Here is a 17,808-nt window from a genome sequence, read left to right as displayed (position 1 = left end):
TCAGCCCCGTTACACTTGACCAGGAATGTTATTATTCGACACTTTTTCGGTTTGTGCAGTACGGAAGCCAGTCACATTTTTAGCGATGTCTGGACGAGTTAAACCTAAAATCTGTGCCGCCAGAATTGCAGCATTCGTCGCACCAGCCTGACCAATTGCCAAAGTACCTACGGCGATACCTGCTGGCATTTGTACAATCGAAAGCAATGAATCAACGCCATTCAAAATCGATGATTTCACCGGTACACCCAATACAGGTAAATCAGTTTTAGCAGCACACATACCTGGTAAGTGTGCAGCACCACCGGCACCTGCAATAATTACCTGAATACCACGTTCACGAGCTGTTTCAGCATATTCAAATAAACGATCTGGCGTACGATGCGCAGAAACCACTTCAGCTTCAAAAGGAACACCCAACTGTTTGAGCATGTTAGCGGTATGTTCAAGTGTTGCCCAATCTGATTGAGAACCCATGATAATTCCGACTAAAGGTTGGCTATCTGTTGCGACCGCATTCATTGGCTTTTCCAAAACATGATAAAAATAGACAAGTATCTCGACTTACGCCAAGCACAAGGGAATAAATTGGCAGATATTATAGCGGTTTTTTCAGGCATCCCCAACAAAAGAACACGTTAACTGATACCTCGAAAAATTAGCTTTGATTTCTAAAAACAAAGTAGACGCAACCCATTAAACATAGCATCGCCCAGATGTAATCGAGTTTGAAGGGTTGTTTAAACACAAAAATCATAAAGGGCACAAACACCATTAAGGTCACCACTTCCTGAGTAATTTTCATTTCACCCAGACTCCAGCCATGCTGGTTGAGCAACTTGGTGGCAGGAATCATAAAACTGTATTCCAGTAAGGCAATACACCAGCTAAATAAGATCGCCTGCCAAATGGGCGCATCATGCAGAATTTTCAGATGCCCATACCACGCCAAGGTCATAAAACAGTTGGAAATAATCAACAAACATAACGCTAAAAGAGTAGGGCTCAACATAATGTGCTTTTATCCAGATAAAGGTTGAACAGCAGAGGTGAAATGCTTGTAAAAACGCTGAAATTTTAGCATTCATCCGTGCAATTAGAACTAAACAACAACAACGAATTTTGACTATCTTTTCCATGCAAGCCTTGCTATCGTTGCGTTTGATTTTTATTGATAACGACAATCATACACACGATATCAGTGCTGTATGAAAAGCAGTGGAGAAGGCGCGTTATGCATCTGCATATTTTGGGTATTTGTGGCACATTTATGGGGTCTTTGGCTCTACTCGCACGAGATTTAGGACATAAAGTCACAGGTTCAGATGCCAATGTTTATCCACCAATGTCGACTCAACTTGAAAATGCAGGTATTGAATTGATGCAGGGCTATGACCGTAGCCACTTGCAACCGCATCCTGATCTTGTGATTGTCGGCAATGCCATGAAACGTGGTATTGATGCGATTGAATACATGCTGAATGAAGGTCTGCCTTATATTTCTGGCCCACAATTCTTGGCCGATCATGTGCTCCAAGGCAAACATGTGCTTGGTGTCGCAGGTACACATGGTAAAACCACCACCACCACTATGCTGGCTTGGGTGCTTGATCAAGCAGGTTTAAATCCAGGTTTCTTGATCGGTGGCGTACCGCTTGGTTTTAGTGAAAGTGCACGTTTAGGTGGTGGCAAATATTTCTGTGTAGAAGCAGATGAATATGATTCTGCTTTCTTCGATAAACGTTCTAAGTTTGTTCACTATCACCCTAAAACAGCAATTTTAAATAACCTTGAATTTGACCACGCCGACATTTTTGATGATCTTGCTGCGATTCAAAAACAGTTTCACCATTTAGTCCGTACCATTCCAAGTGAAGGTCGCATTATTGCGCCAATCACTGAAACCAATATTGATGAAGTCTTGGAACAGGGTTGCTGGACGCCTGTGCTTCGTACCAGTCTAGAGCCAAATGACCAAGCCGCGTTATCTGCTGAGTTGATCAGCGCCGATGGCAGTCACTTTAAAGTACTTGAACACGGCAAAGTGATTGGTGAAGTGAAATGGAACATGACAGGGCAACACAGTGTTGCCAATGCTTTAGCAACCATTGCTGCTGCACAACACGTTGGTGTCAGCCTTGAACAAGCCTGTGAAGCTTTATCTAACTTCGGTGGTGTTAAGCGTCGTATGGAGCTGTTAGGCACGGTTCGTGGCATCGAAGTCTATGATGACTTTGCCCATCACCCAACTGCGATTGAAACTACACTCGACGGCGCACGTAAACGTCTAGGCGAACGTAAGCTGTGGGCGATCATTGAACCACGTTCTAACACCATGCGTATGGGCAGCCACAAAGATGGTTTGGCACATTCAGCGCGTTTAGCGGATGAAGTGATTTGGTACCAGCCAGAGGGTTTGGATTGGGATTTACAACCTGTGATCTCAGCTTCAGCAAACAAGGCTGAAGTCAGCCGTTCTTTAGATGACATCATTGCCCGTGTGGTGAATGAAGCAGGTGAGGGCGATGCTGTGGTGATCATGTCCAATGGTGGTTTTGGTGGCTTACACCAAAAGTTGATTACAGCTTTATCTTAGTAAATACAGGTATTGCACAGCCTCATTTATTAGGAAAAAACCTATATATACCCTTTGTATACGCATATCTCACTTTTCAGGGATGAAAAGTAAGCAAAAATCCTTTGTTTGGCAGAGGGTACATCCATGTGACCCCTGCCAAACAGGCGGCATCCATGCCGCCGTCACAATAGTAAATATCAGCAAGAAATTAATTTAATCTGAGTTCGACAATAAAGATGATACGCGTAAACGTCATCCACAACCTGAGCTAACCAAAGCGCTTAAAGCTTTGGGCTAGCGCAAGACAAACAAAGTGCGTAGTTTATTGCTCAAGCAGAGCTTTTACCTTGCGGTACGGCAAAGATTATTAATCTTTGCTATTCGTACCTCAGGTTTTGCCTACTTTTCCCGAAAGACTTACGAAGCTTTAAGCGCTTCTCAGGTCGAGCCTGAACGAAGTTGAAATATATTTCAACTGAAGTGCAAGACGTAGTGGCTTAGTCTAAAATTAAAATGAGACCACAGTAAAACTCCGCTATAACCATTTAAATCAACTCAGTTTATTCACAAGTTTCAACGGCAGAATCTTCATTGCAATCCCCATTGGCAACCACGGCCACTGCGGCACATAAGCCTTCACGGGTTCCTTCTCAATCGCTTTCACCAAAGCCTTACTTCCCGTTTTCTCATCCACTTCAAACGGTAATTTCTTGGCACCCTCATTCAACTCGGTACGAATATAACCCGGGAAAATCGTTGAGACTTTAATTGGCGTATTCAACAACTCAGCACGAATTCCTTCCGCCAAATGCGCCACTGCGGCTTTACTGGCTGCATAAGTCGATAAATGCTTGGGTAAACCACGCATCGCACTCATCGAAGAAATCACCACCAAATGCCCTTTATTTTGTGCTCTAAAGATTTCAACCGCGGCTTCACACTGCGCCAGTGCCGAAATAAAATTGGTTTCAGCAGTAGCACGATTCACCTCAAAATGCCCCTTACCAATACGGCGACCATCACCGACGCCTGCATTGACAATAATTCGGTCAATCGTTCCAAATTCTTGCTGAAAAGCATGGAACACCGTAAACACATCATCATAATGGGTCACATCAAGGATTTTAATCTTGACCTGAATCGAAAACTGGCTTTGCAACTGTTGTTGTAAGGCTTCTAAACGCTCTAAACGTCGTGCACACAGTGCAAGATTGTAGCCTTTGGCAGCAAATTCACGCGCCATACCTGCGCCCAAGCCTGAACTTGCCCCTGTAATTAAAATCGTCTTTGCCATGCCTGCCACCTATTTTTTAAATCCATGTTAAAAGTTCAGCATCACGCGCTTTCAAATAATGATGCTCATTGAAACTGAGTAATTGCAAACGACCATCTGTCCAACGCAACGTGGTAATACTGGCATTGGCAATCGACCAATTCAGTGCAAAAATCTGTTTAGCATCCAGACCTAATACCTGACCGACCGCCACCGAAATCACACCGCCAGAACTAAATACCACCGCCTGACGCGGTTGTGTAGCATCAATCTGCTGGCACAAACTGTGCAAAGCACTTTCTATACGCGATTGAAAGCCCAACCAGGTTTCATGATATTCATGGTCATATTGCTCTCCAATCCAGCGATCAATCGCGCCATCAAAGATTTTGGCCAGATAAGCACGTGGATTGGCCATCAATTCAACATCCTGTTTCAGCAATTCAGGTTGATTAAAACGTGGTTCGTATTGTGCAAACACCTGTTGATGATCAAACTCATTCCATACCGATTCAGTTTGAATCGGTGCATCATGAAAACTTTTTGATAAGGCTAATTGTGCCGTCTGCTGATGGCGTTGCATTGAGCCCGCCACAATCAGCGGCGTTTGCTTCAGGGTCTGTTTAAAAAAATCACCTACAACCTGTGCCTGTTGTTCACCTTTGGCTGAAAGCTGGTCATAACTTGCCGCACCAAATGAGGCTTGCCCATGTCGCACCAAATAAATTGTGGTCATCGTTTTAAAATATCCTGTAGTTTTGCGCCATATTCAGTAATCAATGGTTGCGCTTGCGGATGGTTTTGCACAATCAGTTTTAAGGCCCGAATATGTAAGGCATGAATCATGATCCAGAAATCTTTAAAGGCTGGATTATCGGTTTGCTGATGGTAATAACGATAATAAATCTGTTGTGCAATCACTGCTAAACGGAACAAACCAAACACTTCATAAAATGCCCAGTTGGCAGGCTTTAGACCTGTTTTTTCCAGATAATAATCCACTACTTGTTGTCGTGTCAGCATGCCTTTTAAATTGGTGGGTTGGCGGCGGCTGGATTTCATCAAAGCATCATCATCCTCTTGAATCCAATAGGCGAGAGCACTGCCCAAATCCATCAATGGATCACCCAGTGTCGCCATTTCCCAATCCAGTACCCCAATCACTTGCGTCGGTTGTTGTGGATCTAAAATGACATTATCAAAACGCCAGTCATTATGAATCACGCAGGTTTTAGCATCGGCAGGGATATGTTGCAGCAACCATTCACGCACAAAGGCAAAATCAGGTACATTTGGGGTCAGTGCTTTACTGTAACGCGCATCCCAACCCTCAACCTGACGACGGCAATAGCCTTCGCCTTTACCCAGTTTTTCCAGTTCAGTCCCTTGATAAGGTACCTGATGCAGTTCAATCAATTTATCCAGCACATTCAGACACAGTTGCTGTACCTGCGGCTCATCCAGCTGTAATTCTTTGGGTAAATTGGCACGCGGAATAATGCCCTCGATCCGTTTCATGACATAGAAATCACAGCCAATCACACTCTCGTCCTGACACAGTGCAATCATTTCAGGCAGGACAGGGTAGAACGGCGCAAGATGCTTCTGCACATTGTATTCACGCGCCATATCATGCGCTGATTTGGCTTTGGTCCCTTTCGGTGGACGACGTAAAATCAGGTCTGCATTGTTATACTGCAAACGATAGGTCCAATTCGATGCGCCACCTGAATATTGGGTCACTTGTGCCTGTCCTTGCAGATCCACACCTTGTTTTTTTAACCAGCTTTCAACCGCTGCAATATCTAGTTCTTCACCGTGACGAACCTGTCCACCAATATCAATCATTGTCATTGTTGTATTTTCCTTATCAACGAGCATAGCCACGTTTTTTCAGTTCTAATTTGGCAATCATGCCTTTATGGACTTCATCAGGTCCATCGGCCAAACGTAAACTCCGCGCTTGGTTAAAAAAGGCTGTCAGTGGGGTATCGCGTGAAACGCCTTCACCACCATGAATCTGGATCGCCATATCGACCACATGTTGCAATACGCTCGGTGCCACCACTTTAATCGCAGAAATCTCTGTCAGTGCCGCCATATTGCCCAAAGTATCCATCTTATAAGCAGCATATAGCGTTAATAGGCGCGCTTGATCGATCTGCACACGTGCATCTGCGACGCGCTCTAAATTGCCACCCAATTTCAGGATTTCTTTGCCAAAAGCTTTGCGTGACATGCCTCGATCAATCATCAGCTCCAAGGCTTTTTCTGCCGCACCAATACAACGCATACAATGGTGAATCCGCCCTGGTCCTAAACGACCTTGTGCGATTTCAAAACCTTGGCCAGCACCACCAATAAAGCTGCTGACGGGTACACGCACATGGTCAAAACTAACCTGTCCATGCCCATGCGGCGCATCATAATCACCAAACACAGGCAACATCCGTTCAATTGTTACCCCTTGCGTGTCGATCGGCACCAGCACCATCGAATGTTGATGATGACGGTCTTTGCTTGGATCTGGGGTATAAGCCATAAAGATAATCACTTTGGCATTCGGATCACCCAAACCAGATGACCACCATTTACGGCCATTCAAGACAATCTCATCGCCTTCAATCACTGCCGTGGCTTGCATATTGGTGGCATCACTGGATGCCACCGCAGGTTCAGTCATACAGAATACGGAACGGATTTCGCCAGCGAGCAGGGGCTGCAACCATTGTTGTTTTTGCTGGTCACTGCCATAACGCCATAACACTTCCATATTGCCGCTATCCGGCGCGTTACAGTTAAATACTGTGGGGGCAAGTAAGCTCCGTCCTGTCAGCTCCGCAATATGTGCATATTCCTGAACTGATAAGCCTGCACCGAGCTCTGCATCAGGTAAGAACATATTCCATAAGCCCGCCGCTTTTGCCTTATCTTTTAATTGTTGTAATTGTTCAGGCCATTGCCATTGGGTCCAATCACCATCAACATTGCGATGATGCACTTCATCCCAGAACGCTTTTTCAATCGGTTCTATTTCTTGTTGAATAAAGGCTTTAGTTCGTGCAATAAAGTCCTGTGCGCGTTCAGATAATGCAAACATCATCATTTCCCTCAATCTAAATATGGCGAATATTGATTCGCTGCTTTACATCACCATAAGCGAAAATTTAATATGAATGAAATGATTTAATTTTATGCAAAACTATGAATCAGATTCATAACACTAACCCACTGGAAGTGGCGCATTTTCATCGCATCGATATCAATCTGTATCCTCTTTTTATTGCCATTTTTGAGCAAAAAAGCATTTCCAAAGCCGCACAACTGCTCTGTATCAGCCAATCTGCGGTCAGTCATGCCTTACAGCGCTTACGCACACAACTCGGAGATGATCTATTTGTGCGTAGCGGGCAAAAGATGCTGCCCACGCCCTATGCCGAGCAAATTTATCAGCCGATTCAAACAGCATTACTGGCGATTCAACAGATTGCAGTGCCCCAGCAGGACTTTATGCCGAGCATGCTGCAAAGCCTGAAAATCGCCATTCACGATGAAATCGAACCGATTATTTTCCCGCAACTGGTTCATCATTTTGCCCAATTGAATCTGGATATCCAATTTCTGAGTTCCAAGCTGGATCGTAAAAACATGTTGGCAGATCTCTCCGCCCAACAAATTGATTTTGTGATTGATCTGGTGCAACCGCATCAGGATCATTTACAGTTTGAAAACCTGATAGAAGACCATTTTGTGGTCTGTACCCAACAGCAAGACATGGATTTATCACTGTATTTATCTTCACCGCACATTGGGGTATCGTCACGGCGCACAGGCTTATTACTGGAAGATATTTATCTCAATCGGCAGCAACTGTCACGGCAGATTTTTCTGCGTTGCCAACATTATGCAACGGCACTGCAAGTCTTGGCTCAATATCCGAAGGCGATCTTGACCATTCCGCAAAGTATTCTCAAACATCTGCATTATGCGGAGAATCTGAAGATTCATGCACTGCCCATAGAGCTCTCTAAAATCAATATGGGCATGTATTGGCATGAGCAGGTAAAACATAATTCACGCCATCAATTCTTACGCACAGAAATTCTAAAAATCTTTGCTTAAAACAAGCGAGTGTATCTCGTTTCTCGCTTGTTCTCGCAATCTACCTGATAGCAGTACTTTGATTATGTACTTGCAACCACCTGCTCATCATTACAATTGTTCAAATACAGTTTAGCAATGACAAGACGCAGAATATAAATCACCGCCATCGCAAAAACGATATAACCAATATCGGCAAAAAATAAAGGAATCGCAAAAAGAATCAAAATGGTGATTGGATAGAGCCAACGTCGCCATCCAGATAAATCAAAGGCCTCGTAAAACAACCAAATATAGGTGCTATAAATCGCCAGACAGGCAGCAATCAGCCATCCCATCATTTGGCTGGAAATGTGGGCATGTTGAGTTGAAACATCAACTGCTGCGGCTAAAGCAGCACCTAATACCGCAATACTGATAAAGATAAAAAAATGACCATAGCCCCATAAAAAAGGCTGTACCCCACGACGTTGATGGTGATGATGACTGCGGTCAAAATAGACCCACCACATGGCAAACATCATCAACAGTCCACCAATCACCAAAAAGATTTCTTTGAAATTGACATCATGATTGGAAAAAGCTTCCTGCGTTACGGCAAAACTGCCAATAATCGACTCTCCCAACACGATGATGGTAAGCAAACTGTAACGCTCAACAATATGATGTGGATGCCATGGTGTTACCGCATGCTTCTCAGCATAAAGAGGTACGGCGAGTTCAGCCAAAACCAGAATAAGGAATAGCAGAGGGGTCATGTGAATGGCACTAAAATTGCCGATTAACCATCCCAACTGCACTAAGACAATGCCAACGGCATAGCGATAGGCTGTTACCCTCCGTTCAGGATCATGTTTTGCGACACGGATCCATTGGGTCACCAAAGCCAAACGCATAATCACATAACCAATGATAATCACATCGAAATTATGTTCTTGAAACACTGCGGGGATGCCTGCCGCCATCACCAATGACCCGACGATTTGCACAAAAGTCAGACAGCGATACAGCATGTCATCATTGTCATAGGCTGAGGCAAACCAGGTGAAGTTCATCCATGCCCACCACAAGGCAAAAAACACCATAAAATAGGTCGGTAAAGCATGCCATAAGTGGCCTTCGATGATCGCATGGTGGAGCTGCTGTCCTGCGGTTGCAATCGCAACTACAAAAATCAGGTCAAATAACAATTCTAGGGGTGTCGCGGCTCGGTGAGCTTCGGTTGGATCACGCGGTGCAAGTCGCTTTCTTGGTCTATCTTGAATTTTTGCAGGACTCATCTGTTTTTATTCTCATCACGTTACAAAGCAGTTCGAGTTTAAATTAATCCAAGTTGAGGAATTTTCCTATCTCACCAAGATAAAAAATAATGTTTAAAATTTATGCATGCAAAGTTTGCTTAAATCGATTATTTATGTAATTCTATGCCTATCTTTGGATGTCATCATCCATAACAGAATTTGACAAGGGGAGTAGCCTCCTCCAAGCCTAGGTTGTGAAACTGAACAATTTAGGTGTCAGAGTTTCGTCATTACACTTTGCAAAAAGTCGGACTCTGAGCATCACAAACGATCGTGATGTAGGCAAGACCTTGATCATGTTGAAACAGATGTTTTATTTAATTCATCTGGCAACTGGTCAAGGTTTTTTTATGTCCATTTGCCAGATAGGGAGTTGTGATGGAAACTATCGGTAATTTATGGCTGTACGTTGCGTTCTTCGGAATCGTAACGGTCATGCTACTGGTCGACTTTTTAGGCTTTAAACAAAAACAAAACCAAGATGTACCCATCAGGCAAGCGGCTTACTGGAGTATTGCCTGGGTCACCGTTGCCATGATCTTTGGTGGTGGTTTGTGGTTGTATCTACAACAAACCGTTGGTGCAACCATCGCCAACCAAAAAACCATGGAATACTTTGCGGGTTATTTACTGGAAAAATCGCTGGCAATTGATAACGTCTTTGTCTGGCTGATGATTTTTGCGGCTTTTGCAATCCCTCCTGCATTCCAGCGTAAAATCCTGCTTTACGGCGTACTCGGTGCAATCATTTTAAGAACCATCTTTATCTTTATTGGTGCTTGGTTTGTACAAGAGTTCTCTTGGGTGCTGTATATCTTCGGTGCGTTCCTTGTCTACACAGGCTTTAAGTTCCTGAAAGGGCAGGATGAAGAAGACACCAATATTGAAGATATCAAAATCCTGAAATGGTTACGCAAACACATGCGGATTACCCCACAGTTAGAAGGCAATAAGTTCTTCGTTCGTCAGAACGGTGTGTTATGGGCAACGCCTTTGTTCTTGGTGTTAATCTTGGTAGAAGCGTCTGATGTGATTTTCGCAGTGGATTCTATTCCTGCGATTTTCGCTGTGACCAGTGACCCGTTCATTGTGTTAACCGCAAACTTAATGGCGATTTTAGGCTTACGTGCGATGTTCTTCTTATTGGCAGGTGCTGCAAGCAAAATGCATTACTTACCCTATGGTTTGGGCATCATCTTATTGTTCATTGGTGCAAAAATGTTATTGCTCGATGTATTCCACATGCCAATCTGGATCTCGTTAGGCTTTATCGTACTGGTGTTGAGCATCACCGCTTATCTCTCGTTACGTCATAACAAACGCCAAGAACAATAAACACAAAGCATTTCAAAAGGGTCTTCAATGAAGGCCCTTTTTTATTGGAGCATCATCAACTAATTGCAATTTAGGCCATTGCTGTAACCACTGTTTCGACTCAAGCCGGTGTTTAAATGTGTCATAGCTGACCAATGCCGGATTCCAACGCAATCTCAGTGCAAATAAATCAAGCAGGCCAAAGGGTGCGATCAGCTCCATTTCTCCAGCGCAATTTAACCTGAGCGCAATCGCCGTTGCTGTGTCTGGCCATAGCGACAAGGCATGTTCAAGCGATACTAGAGGTTGAATGTTTGCTGCATTGTCCTGACGATACCAAGTATGTACCAAGGCCTGATTCACCACATCCCATTGTTGTTCAGGAAAGATACGCTCTAAATCTTGCTGTAACTGTTTTTGCAAACGCTCATCTGTTTGCATTGCATCATGATAAATCACATCTATATCGCAATTGTTCAAGTTAAAGCTTTGACCATGTAAATGTGCCCATACGGTATTCCGAAGCACACCCGCACTTAAATAAGCTGCAGGATGTAATCGAGCCAATTGCTGCAACATCCCATACAAGGCAGGGGACTGCATAATCAGATCAAACAGTCTGCTTCGATTGCTTTGCTCTGTCTCTGCGTTTCCCCCAGATAAGGCATACATTTCAATTTCCCCAAACTGAGTTGCTTTAAATTATGAGTCACATTTATATACCTTTTAAGCCGACGAATTAGACGAATAATCCAGTAACTTTGGCAAAATCAGGTACAATCAACCGAAAAAAGTAAAATTGTAGGTTGTTATGACTTTGGCTACTCCAATCACGGTGATTCGTGGTCGCTTCTTAGATATTCAAAAAACCGTTTCCCAAGCTGCTGAAATTGCCGATCAAGTGCGCTATCTCGAAGATGGTGTCATGATCACTGAACAGGGCAAAATTCGCTGGTTTGGCACGTGGAACGACGCTCAAGCCCATCTTCCTGCAAACGTTGAAATTCAGCATTATCCAGAACAGTTGATCATTCCGGGCATGATCGATACCCATATTCACTTTCCACAAACCGAAATGGTCGGGGCCTACGGCGAGCAACTTTTAAGCTGGTTAAATACCTATACCTTCCCAACCGAAATCCAGTTCAAAGACCAAGCCTATGCGACAGAAATTGCGCAATTCTTTGTCAATGAACTACTCAAAAATGGCACCACCACAGCATTGGTATTCTGTACGGTACATCCTGAATCGGTGGATGCCTTATTTGAGGCCGCAGCACAGCACCAGATGCGTTTAATCGCGGGTAAAGTCATGATGGATCGTCATGCACCCGAAGCCTTGTGTGACACCGCAGATAGCGGCTATAACGATTCTAAAGCATTAATTGAGAAGTGGCATGGCCAAGGTCGTGCACTGTATGCAATTACCCCACGTTTTGCGCCGACCTCTACCCCAGAACAACTCGAAAAAGCAGGCCAACTCAAAGCACAATTCCCAGATGTCTATGTACATACCCATTTGAGTGAAAATAAAGATGAGATTGCTTGGGTCAAAGATTTGTTCCCTGAGCAAAAGAGTTATCTGGATGTCTATCATCACTATGGCTTAACTGGCCAGCGCTCAGTATTCGCACACTGCGTGCATTTAGAAGATGCTGAATGGAAATGCATGCATGAAACTGATTCTGCAATTGCCTTCTGTCCAACTTCAAATCTATTCTTGGGTAGCGGTTTATTCCCATTGAATAAAACTTGGCAACAACAGGTTAAAGTCGGCCTTGGCACCGACGTTGGGGCAGGGACCTCGTTTAGCTTATTGCAAACCGTCAATGAAGCATACAAGGTTCAACAGCTACAAGGTGATAAGCTGTCGGCATTTGAGTCGCTCTATCATGCAACCTTAGGCGGAGCAAAAGCCTTGCATCTGGATGACAAGCTCGGTAATTTCAATCTCGGTAAAGAAGCTGATTTTGTGGTACTGAACCTGAAACCGACCGCATTGCAGCAACTGCGTCAGTCCCGTTCAAAATCGGTTGATGACAGCCTATTCGCCTTATTCACCATGGGCGATGACCGAAATATTGAGGCAACCTATATCTATGGACAAAAAGCCTACAGCCAAAGCGAAACGTTTAAATAAACAAAAACTTGGGTGGATCATATTGGCCATTGGATGTGCGGTTCTGTTAAAACGTGACCGTGCATCTGCTCAAAATGAAACATATTCTTCATCATCAAAAGGTGCATGAAAGGTGATTTTGTTTTAAAATTGGCGGATTAGCTCAAGATTTCGAGGTGTTGCAGGTCAACACCTTTTTTATTTTCCCGTTTTTAAGTTTTAGGAATCTACCGATGACCATTGCAATGCGCATTATGATTTCAAGTGAAGAGATTCAAGCCAAAGTTAAAGAACTGGGCGAAAAGATCAATGCACACTATGCTCAAAGTGATAAAGAACTGGTATTGATTGGCCTGTTACGTGGTTCAGTTATTTTTATGGCCGACCTATGCCGTGCCATTGAAAAGCCACACGAACTCGATTTTATGACTGTTTCTAGCTACGTCAATGGCACCACTGTTTCATCAAGAGACGTCAAGATCCTAAAAGATCTGGATGGTGAAATTCACGGTAAAGATGTACTGGTGGTGGAAGACATTATCGACTCTGGCAACACTTTAAGTAAAGTGGTTGAAATGCTGAAAACACGTAACCCGAACTCGATTGAACTGTGTACTCTGGTCAGTAAACCATCACGCCGTGAAATTCCGTTAGAAGTTAAATTTCTCGGTTTTGAAGTCGAAGATCGCTTTATTGTTGGTTATGGTTTGGATTTCGATCAAAAATACCGTCACCTCCCATTTATTGGTGAAATCGGTCTTTAATGACTCAACCTTACTGGCATTGCATCAATACCGATGACAACTGTCATGGGCTGATCATAATGCTGACTCAGGTGCCTTAGGGCACCTTTTTTATGTTTTCTTATTAAACAAAGCCTGCTAAAGAATGCACAAAAATACGACATAAATAGGCAATCCACTACAGACAAAGTAGGCTCTAATCAAGCAGGATAATAAGAAATACCGCTTTTAAAACAAGGAGAAAAGATAATGTGGTCTCTGATTGTAGCCATTGTTGTTGGTTTTTTTGCTGGTTTAATTGCACGCGCAATACATCCAGGTGATGACAAAGCTGGCTTTATTGTCACGACCTTATTGGGTATCGCAGGTTCATTACTCGCCACTTACGGTGGACGTTTACTTGGCTTATATGCTGAAAATTCGGCAGCAGGTTTTATTGCGTCTGTTCTGGGTGCAGTGATTATTTTATTCCTTTATAAACTCATCACCAAAAAAAGTTAAATCCCTTCTGAAAGCTCCCCATTCATTTTAATCAATGATTGGGGAGTTTTTTCATTAGAGTCCGAGCTCTTTCCAAATCATCTGAATTTCTTCAGCACTGCGTCCACCGACCATTTTCAAACCATTTGAGAAAATCAAGGTTGGTGTGGCATCCACAGCAAGTTTACGACCGAGTTCAAGGTTACGCTCAATCGGGTTGGCACAACTTTTTTCTTTCGGTTGCAGATTCTTTTGTAGCAAATTTTTCCATGCATAGGCAGGATTGGCATCACACCAAACCGATTTTGACACCGCAATCGATTGTGGTTTTAAAGCATAGATAAAGGTATAAATCGTCACATCGGTCAGCTTGTCCAGTTCAGCTTCTAATTTTTTGCAATATGAACAATTTGGGTCCGAAAACACCACTAACTCACGCTTACCATTGCCTTTAACCGTTTTAATCGCATCCTTAAAAGGCAGTTGTTTCCAGTCAATTGAATTTTGTTGGATCACTAAATCCTTGGTGAGGTTCTTTTGATCTTTTAGGCGCACCATAGAACCCACAAACATATGTTGTGCACTTTCATCCAAATAAATAATCTGATTATCCAGACTGGCACTATATAAACCCGTCATTTCTGTAGGTTGGATGTTGCTGACTTGGATATTGGGATATTGCTTATTTAAATTGCTTTTTAAGCTGTCTACGTTGGCAAAACTCATCGCTGACATACAGCTCAATAATGAGAACATCCCAATTTTTTTTAACATGTCTGACACTCAATTCAAAAATCAGCGGCTATTGTAATCAGTCTCAAGCCGTTCAACAGCCAAGCTTACTCAGTAACAACCAAAACTCTACCAATTCATGCGATGTTTCACGTGGAACATCCGTTTATTCTGTTCACATTCACCCATACACATGCTGCAAGCGATCGATTCAGTAAAAAACTGACAATTTAGGTCCATCACATTGATAATTATTTAATATTTTTAAAAAAGTACATAGATCAATACCTCGCTTTTTGGAATAATTCGCATCATTCAGCAGCACAGTGAAAATGATGGAATAAAATGGCCTAAATCGAGTCGCCTTGATCTATCATTATTCATTTTCAAGAAACAAAAAAATGTTTCCCTATCGGGATGATTATCATCGTATTACAGCAATGAACTTCGCTTCATTGTAAAAAATTTAGGTAGCTCAATGTATAACGCGGAACTATTAGAAGAAGCCAAAACCTTTATGTTTCATATGCTTAGCAAAGTAGTGGAATATGGGGGGTCCGATTTATTTATCACCGCTGATTTTCCACCGAGCATTAAATTGCAAGGCCTGATGCGTCCATTGGGGCAACAGGCACTTACCGCAGATAAAACCAAGCTATTTGCCTATAGTTTGATGAATGAAAAACAGCGCCAAGAATTTGAAACAGAATGGGAATGTAATTTCGCAATCAATGTGCCCAATGTTTCCCGTTTCCGTGTCAACGTATTTAAACAACAGCTGCAAATCGGCATGGTGATTCGTACCATTACCTCAGAAATTCCAACCTTCCAAAAGCTGAAACTGCCAGAATCTCTGAAAAATGTGATTATGGAAAAGCGTGGTCTGGTGTTGGTTGTTGGGGGGACAGGCTCAGGCAAATCCACCTCTTTGGCGGCCATGATTGACCATCGTAATGAAAACTCAGCGGGGCATATCATTACTGTTGAAGACCCAGTGGAATATGTGCATAAACACAAAAAATCGATGATTACCCATCGTGAAGTAGGGGTTGATTGTCATTCATGGCACCACGCCTTGAAAAACACACTACGTCAGGCACCTGATGTGATTCTGATTGGTGAAATCCGTGATACTGAAACCATGGAACACGCGATTGCCTTTGCGGAAACAGGACATCTTTGCTTAGGTACTTTACACGCCAATAATGCCAACCAAGCACTGGATCGAATTATTAACTTTTTCCCAGAAGAGCGTCGCAATCAATTGCTGATGGATCTTTCATCCAATATGAAAGGGATTATTTCGCAACGTCTGGTTCGTACCCAAGATGGCAAAGGTCGTCGTGCTGCAATTGAAATTTTATTGAATACCCCATTGATTGCCGACAATATTCTCAAAGGACAGTTCCACGCACTGAAAGAGATTATGAGCAAATCGCGTGAGCTAGGCATGCAAACCTTCGACCAAGCCTTATTTGAGCTGTATAACGAAGGCGCGATTAGCTATGATGAAGCCTTACGCAATGCCGATTCAGTCAATGAATTGCGTTTACAGATCAAGCTGAAAAGTACTCGCCAAGAAGGCGCACCCGTTGCAATGATGACTGCGTTAAATGTGGTACAAGAAGAAAAGCCTGAAGAAGAGCAACAAACTGAAGATCAGTGATAGAAAAAATGGCTTGGATTGCAACACAATCCAAGCCATTAATATTTGATTTAATTCATTATTTTCCAATACAGAACGAACCAAAAATCTTACCAAGCAAATCATCGGCACTGAAATCACCGGTGATTTCACCTAATGCATTCTGCGCCAAACGCAACGACTCGGCCACCAGCTCACCAGCGTTAAACACCACCAACTGCTCACGCGCCTCAGACAAGTAGCGCTGAGTACGCTTCATTGCGTCTAAATGACGTGTTCGGGCGATAAAGGTGTCTTCCTCGGGTTGGAAGCCTGCATGCGTTGTAATCGCATCTATGAGCGCCTGAACACCCATATCCTGTTTGGCTGAGACACGGATATGACGGAAACCCTGATAATCGGTCATTTCGGCTTGTTGTCCAGTTAAATCGCATTTATTGCCAATCAATAACAAACGTTTTGGTTCCAGATGATCAGCAAAATACTCATGTGCCAACTGTAATGGTTCATCGCCCTGATTTAAGTCATACACCAACAGCAATAAATCTGCCTGTTCAATTTCCTTTATCGCACGACGAATCCCTTCCTGCTCCACAATATCGCCCGTCTCACGTAAACCAGCAGTGTCAGTTAAGGTGATCGGCAAGCCATTTAAACTGATCTTTTCATGCAGCACATCTCGAGTGGTTCCTGCAATATCGGTCACAATGGCACGTTCATGACCTGCCAGTGCATTTAACAGGCTCGATTTACCCGCGTTCGGCTTACCCGCAATCACCACTTGTAAACCTTCACGTAGCAATTGGCCTTGCCGCGCAGACTGCTGTACCGCTTGAACCGAGTCTTGTACATCGTCCAACAAGGCCAAAATCTTGCCGTCAGCCAAGAAGTCAATTTCTTCTTCTGGGAAATCAATCGCGGCTTCAACATGCAGACGTAAGTGAATCAGCTTTTCTAAAACCGTATTAATTTTGGTTGAAAATGCACCTTGTAAAGAACGAACCGCCGAACGTGCTGCTGCCTGTGATGTCGCATCAATCAAATCGGCAATTGCTTCTGCTTGCACCAGATCCATTTTGCCATTTTCAAAGGCACGCATGGAAAACTCACCCGCCTTTGCAGCAGTTGCGCCCAAATCCAGTAAACGTGCTAACAGGGCATTTTGAATGACTGGACCACCATGACCTTGTAGTTCCACCACATCTTCCCCGGTAAAGGAATGCGGGTTTGGAAAACACAATACAATGCCTTCATCCATCACCGAGCCATCGGCATCACAAAACTGACGGAAACCTGCCATGCGTGCCGCAGGGAGCTTTTTCTGGGTCAGTTGCTCTGCTATTGCATAAGCTTTTGGTCCAGAGAGTCGAATCACCCCCACACCACCACGACCTAATGGGGTAGCAATCGCAGCAATTGTGGTTTGATGTTGCATGTTAAATTCACCTAAAAAACGCAAGGGTTGTTGGGTTCAACCGCTAAATACAGACAAAGAAAAATCCGCCTAAGATTACCATCTTAA

17 protein-coding genes are annotated in these 17,808 nt (G+C 43.5%); 7 read left to right on the top strand and 10 right to left on the bottom strand.

Annotated elements, in window-relative coordinates:
* Nucleotides 1-9: 9 nt before the first annotated feature.
* Both purE and WA352_RS19505 read right to left on the bottom strand, forming a co-directional pair.
* On the bottom strand, nucleotides 10-522 hold the full coding sequence (gene purE / locus WA352_RS19510; RefSeq protein ID WP_004803286.1) for a 5-(carboxyamino)imidazole ribonucleotide mutase: 513 nt from the start codon (nucleotides 520-522) through the stop codon (nucleotides 10-12).
* Between the two features lie 136 nt (nucleotides 523-658).
* The gene (locus WA352_RS19505) at nucleotides 659-1,012 is read right to left on the bottom strand and encodes a DMT family protein (RefSeq protein WP_005186310.1); all 354 of its coding nucleotides are present in this window, start codon (nucleotides 1,010-1,012) and stop codon (nucleotides 659-661) included.
* A gap of 222 nt (nucleotides 1,013-1,234) precedes the next feature.
* Between WA352_RS19505 and mpl the strand changes: the two genes are divergently transcribed.
* Entirely contained in the window at nucleotides 1,235-2,596 is a 1,362-nt protein-coding gene (gene mpl, locus WA352_RS19500) for a UDP-N-acetylmuramate:L-alanyl-gamma-D-glutamyl-meso-diaminopimelate ligase (RefSeq protein ID WP_005186309.1), read from the top strand.
* 532 nt (nucleotides 2,597-3,128) lie between these two features.
* Here mpl and WA352_RS19495 read toward each other — a convergent pair.
* From WA352_RS19495 to WA352_RS19480, 4 genes are read right to left on the bottom strand one after another with little or no spacing between them, the layout of a single operon-like run.
* Nucleotides 3,129-3,872 (bottom strand): SDR family oxidoreductase, encoded by a 744-nt coding sequence (locus WA352_RS19495; protein WP_005320070.1) that lies wholly within the window; start codon nucleotides 3,870-3,872, stop codon nucleotides 3,129-3,131.
* A gap of 16 nt (nucleotides 3,873-3,888) precedes the next feature.
* Complete coding sequence (locus WA352_RS19490) at nucleotides 3,889-4,587, bottom strand: histidine phosphatase family protein (RefSeq protein WP_005320067.1); 699 nt, start codon at nucleotides 4,585-4,587, stop codon at nucleotides 3,889-3,891.
* Nucleotides 4,584-5,705, bottom strand: a complete 1,122-nt coding sequence (locus tag WA352_RS19485) for a phosphotransferase family protein (RefSeq protein WP_005320064.1) — start codon at nucleotides 5,703-5,705, stop codon at nucleotides 4,584-4,586. The genes WA352_RS19490 and WA352_RS19485 overlap by 4 nt, the downstream gene beginning before the upstream one ends.
* Nucleotides 5,706-5,721: 16 nt before the next feature.
* Complete coding sequence (locus WA352_RS19480) at nucleotides 5,722-6,951, bottom strand: acyl-CoA dehydrogenase family protein (RefSeq protein WP_171068217.1); 1,230 nt, start codon at nucleotides 6,949-6,951, stop codon at nucleotides 5,722-5,724.
* Between the two features lie 104 nt (nucleotides 6,952-7,055).
* Here WA352_RS19480 and WA352_RS19475 point away from each other — a divergent pair, with 104 nt between their 5' ends.
* Nucleotides 7,056-7,973, top strand: a complete 918-nt coding sequence (locus WA352_RS19475) for a LysR family transcriptional regulator (protein WP_005320059.1) — start codon at nucleotides 7,056-7,058, stop codon at nucleotides 7,971-7,973.
* A 62-nt stretch (nucleotides 7,974-8,035) separates the two neighbouring features.
* On the opposite strand, the gene WA352_RS19470 is transcribed toward WA352_RS19475, so the two are convergent.
* The gene (locus tag WA352_RS19470) at nucleotides 8,036-9,232 is read right to left on the bottom strand and encodes a low temperature requirement protein A (RefSeq protein ID WP_336143681.1); all 1,197 of its coding nucleotides are present in this window, start codon (nucleotides 9,230-9,232) and stop codon (nucleotides 8,036-8,038) included.
* 399 nt (nucleotides 9,233-9,631) lie between these two features.
* Here WA352_RS19470 and WA352_RS19465 point away from each other — a divergent pair, with 399 nt between their 5' ends.
* Nucleotides 9,632-10,588 carry a TerC family protein gene (locus WA352_RS19465; protein WP_005320055.1) on the top strand — a complete coding sequence of 319 codons (957 nt, stop codon included), beginning with the start codon at nucleotides 9,632-9,634 and terminating at the stop codon, nucleotides 10,586-10,588.
* A 24-nt stretch (nucleotides 10,589-10,612) separates the two neighbouring features.
* Here WA352_RS19465 and WA352_RS19460 read toward each other — a convergent pair whose 3' ends face one another.
* Complete coding sequence (locus WA352_RS19460) at nucleotides 10,613-11,239, bottom strand: nucleotidyltransferase family protein (protein WP_336143676.1); 627 nt, start codon at nucleotides 11,237-11,239, stop codon at nucleotides 10,613-10,615.
* A gap of 139 nt (nucleotides 11,240-11,378) precedes the next feature.
* Between WA352_RS19460 and guaD the strand changes: the two genes are divergently transcribed.
* The 3 genes from guaD (at nucleotide 11,379) to WA352_RS19445 (ending at nucleotide 13,930) form a co-directional block, all read left to right on the top strand.
* On the top strand, nucleotides 11,379-12,707 hold the full coding sequence (guaD, locus tag WA352_RS19455; protein WP_005320053.1) for a guanine deaminase: 1,329 nt from the start codon (nucleotides 11,379-11,381) through the stop codon (nucleotides 12,705-12,707).
* Nucleotides 12,708-12,919: 212 nt separating this feature from the next.
* Nucleotides 12,920-13,450, top strand: a complete 531-nt coding sequence (hpt, locus tag WA352_RS19450; RefSeq protein WP_004803306.1) for a hypoxanthine phosphoribosyltransferase — start codon at nucleotides 12,920-12,922, stop codon at nucleotides 13,448-13,450.
* Between the two features lie 228 nt (nucleotides 13,451-13,678).
* The gene (locus WA352_RS19445; protein ID WP_004656846.1) at nucleotides 13,679-13,930 is read left to right on the top strand and encodes a GlsB/YeaQ/YmgE family stress response membrane protein; all 252 of its coding nucleotides are present in this window, start codon (nucleotides 13,679-13,681) and stop codon (nucleotides 13,928-13,930) included.
* Between the two features lie 54 nt (nucleotides 13,931-13,984).
* Here WA352_RS19445 and WA352_RS19440 read toward each other — a convergent pair whose 3' ends face one another.
* Nucleotides 13,985-14,683, bottom strand: coding sequence for a DsbC family protein (locus tag WA352_RS19440; RefSeq protein ID WP_005320051.1), 699 nt, complete (start codon nucleotides 14,681-14,683; stop codon nucleotides 13,985-13,987).
* 436 nt (nucleotides 14,684-15,119) lie between these two features.
* Between WA352_RS19440 and WA352_RS19435 the strand changes: the two genes are divergently transcribed.
* Nucleotides 15,120-16,307, top strand: coding sequence for a PilT/PilU family type 4a pilus ATPase (locus WA352_RS19435; protein WP_005201774.1), 1,188 nt, complete (start codon nucleotides 15,120-15,122; stop codon nucleotides 16,305-16,307).
* Between the two features lie 58 nt (nucleotides 16,308-16,365).
* On the opposite strand, the gene mnmE is transcribed toward WA352_RS19435, so the two are convergent.
* A complete protein-coding gene (mnmE, locus tag WA352_RS19430) occupies nucleotides 16,366-17,721 on the bottom strand; it encodes a tRNA uridine-5-carboxymethylaminomethyl(34) synthesis GTPase MnmE (RefSeq protein WP_005320050.1) in 1,356 nt (451 codons plus the stop codon).
* Nucleotides 17,722-17,808 lie beyond the last annotated feature (87 nt).

The sequence above is a fragment of the Acinetobacter sp. 102 genome (assembly GCF_037028485.1).
Lineage (GTDB): Bacteria > Pseudomonadota > Gammaproteobacteria > Pseudomonadales > Moraxellaceae > Acinetobacter > Acinetobacter higginsii.
Note: the sequence above shows the minus strand (reverse complement) of the source record. Positions and strands in the feature narration are given on the sequence as shown.

Excerpts from the sequence above, each read along its gene's own strand:
- WA352_RS19485 (WP_005320064.1), bottom strand. The coding sequence starts at position 5,705 with ATGACAATGATTGATATTGGTGGACAGGTTCGTCACGGTGAAGAACTA.
- WA352_RS19505 (WP_005186310.1), bottom strand. The coding sequence starts at position 1,012 with ATGTTGAGCCCTACTCTTTTAGCGTTATGTTTGTTGATTATTTCCAAC.
- WA352_RS19480 (WP_171068217.1), bottom strand. The coding sequence starts at position 6,951 with ATGTTTGCATTATCTGAACGCGCACAGGACTTTATTGCACGAACTAAA.
- WA352_RS19465 (WP_005320055.1), top strand. The coding sequence starts at position 9,632 with ATGGAAACTATCGGTAATTTATGGCTGTACGTTGCGTTCTTCGGAATC.
- purE (WP_004803286.1), bottom strand. The coding sequence starts at position 522 with ATGAATGCGGTCGCAACAGATAGCCAACCTTTAGTCGGAATTATCATG.
- WA352_RS19435 (WP_005201774.1), top strand. The coding sequence starts at position 15,120 with ATGTATAACGCGGAACTATTAGAAGAAGCCAAAACCTTTATGTTTCAT.
- mnmE (WP_005320050.1), bottom strand. The coding sequence starts at position 17,721 with ATGCAACATCAAACCACAATTGCTGCGATTGCTACCCCATTAGGTCGT.
- WA352_RS19490 (WP_005320067.1), bottom strand. The coding sequence starts at position 4,587 with ATGACCACAATTTATTTGGTGCGACATGGGCAAGCCTCATTTGGTGCG.
- hpt (WP_004803306.1), top strand. The coding sequence starts at position 12,920 with ATGACCATTGCAATGCGCATTATGATTTCAAGTGAAGAGATTCAAGCC.
- WA352_RS19470 (WP_336143681.1), bottom strand. The coding sequence starts at position 9,232 with ATGAGTCCTGCAAAAATTCAAGATAGACCAAGAAAGCGACTTGCACCG.
- WA352_RS19475 (WP_005320059.1), top strand. The coding sequence starts at position 7,056 with ATGAATCAGATTCATAACACTAACCCACTGGAAGTGGCGCATTTTCAT.
- mpl (WP_005186309.1), top strand. The coding sequence starts at position 1,235 with ATGCATCTGCATATTTTGGGTATTTGTGGCACATTTATGGGGTCTTTG.
- WA352_RS19460 (WP_336143676.1), bottom strand. The coding sequence starts at position 11,239 with ATGTATGCCTTATCTGGGGGAAACGCAGAGACAGAGCAAAGCAATCGA.
- guaD (WP_005320053.1), top strand. The coding sequence starts at position 11,379 with ATGACTTTGGCTACTCCAATCACGGTGATTCGTGGTCGCTTCTTAGAT.
- WA352_RS19445 (WP_004656846.1), top strand. The coding sequence starts at position 13,679 with ATGTGGTCTCTGATTGTAGCCATTGTTGTTGGTTTTTTTGCTGGTTTA.
- WA352_RS19440 (WP_005320051.1), bottom strand. The coding sequence starts at position 14,683 with ATGTTAAAAAAAATTGGGATGTTCTCATTATTGAGCTGTATGTCAGCG.
- WA352_RS19495 (WP_005320070.1), bottom strand. The coding sequence starts at position 3,872 with ATGGCAAAGACGATTTTAATTACAGGGGCAAGTTCAGGCTTGGGCGCA.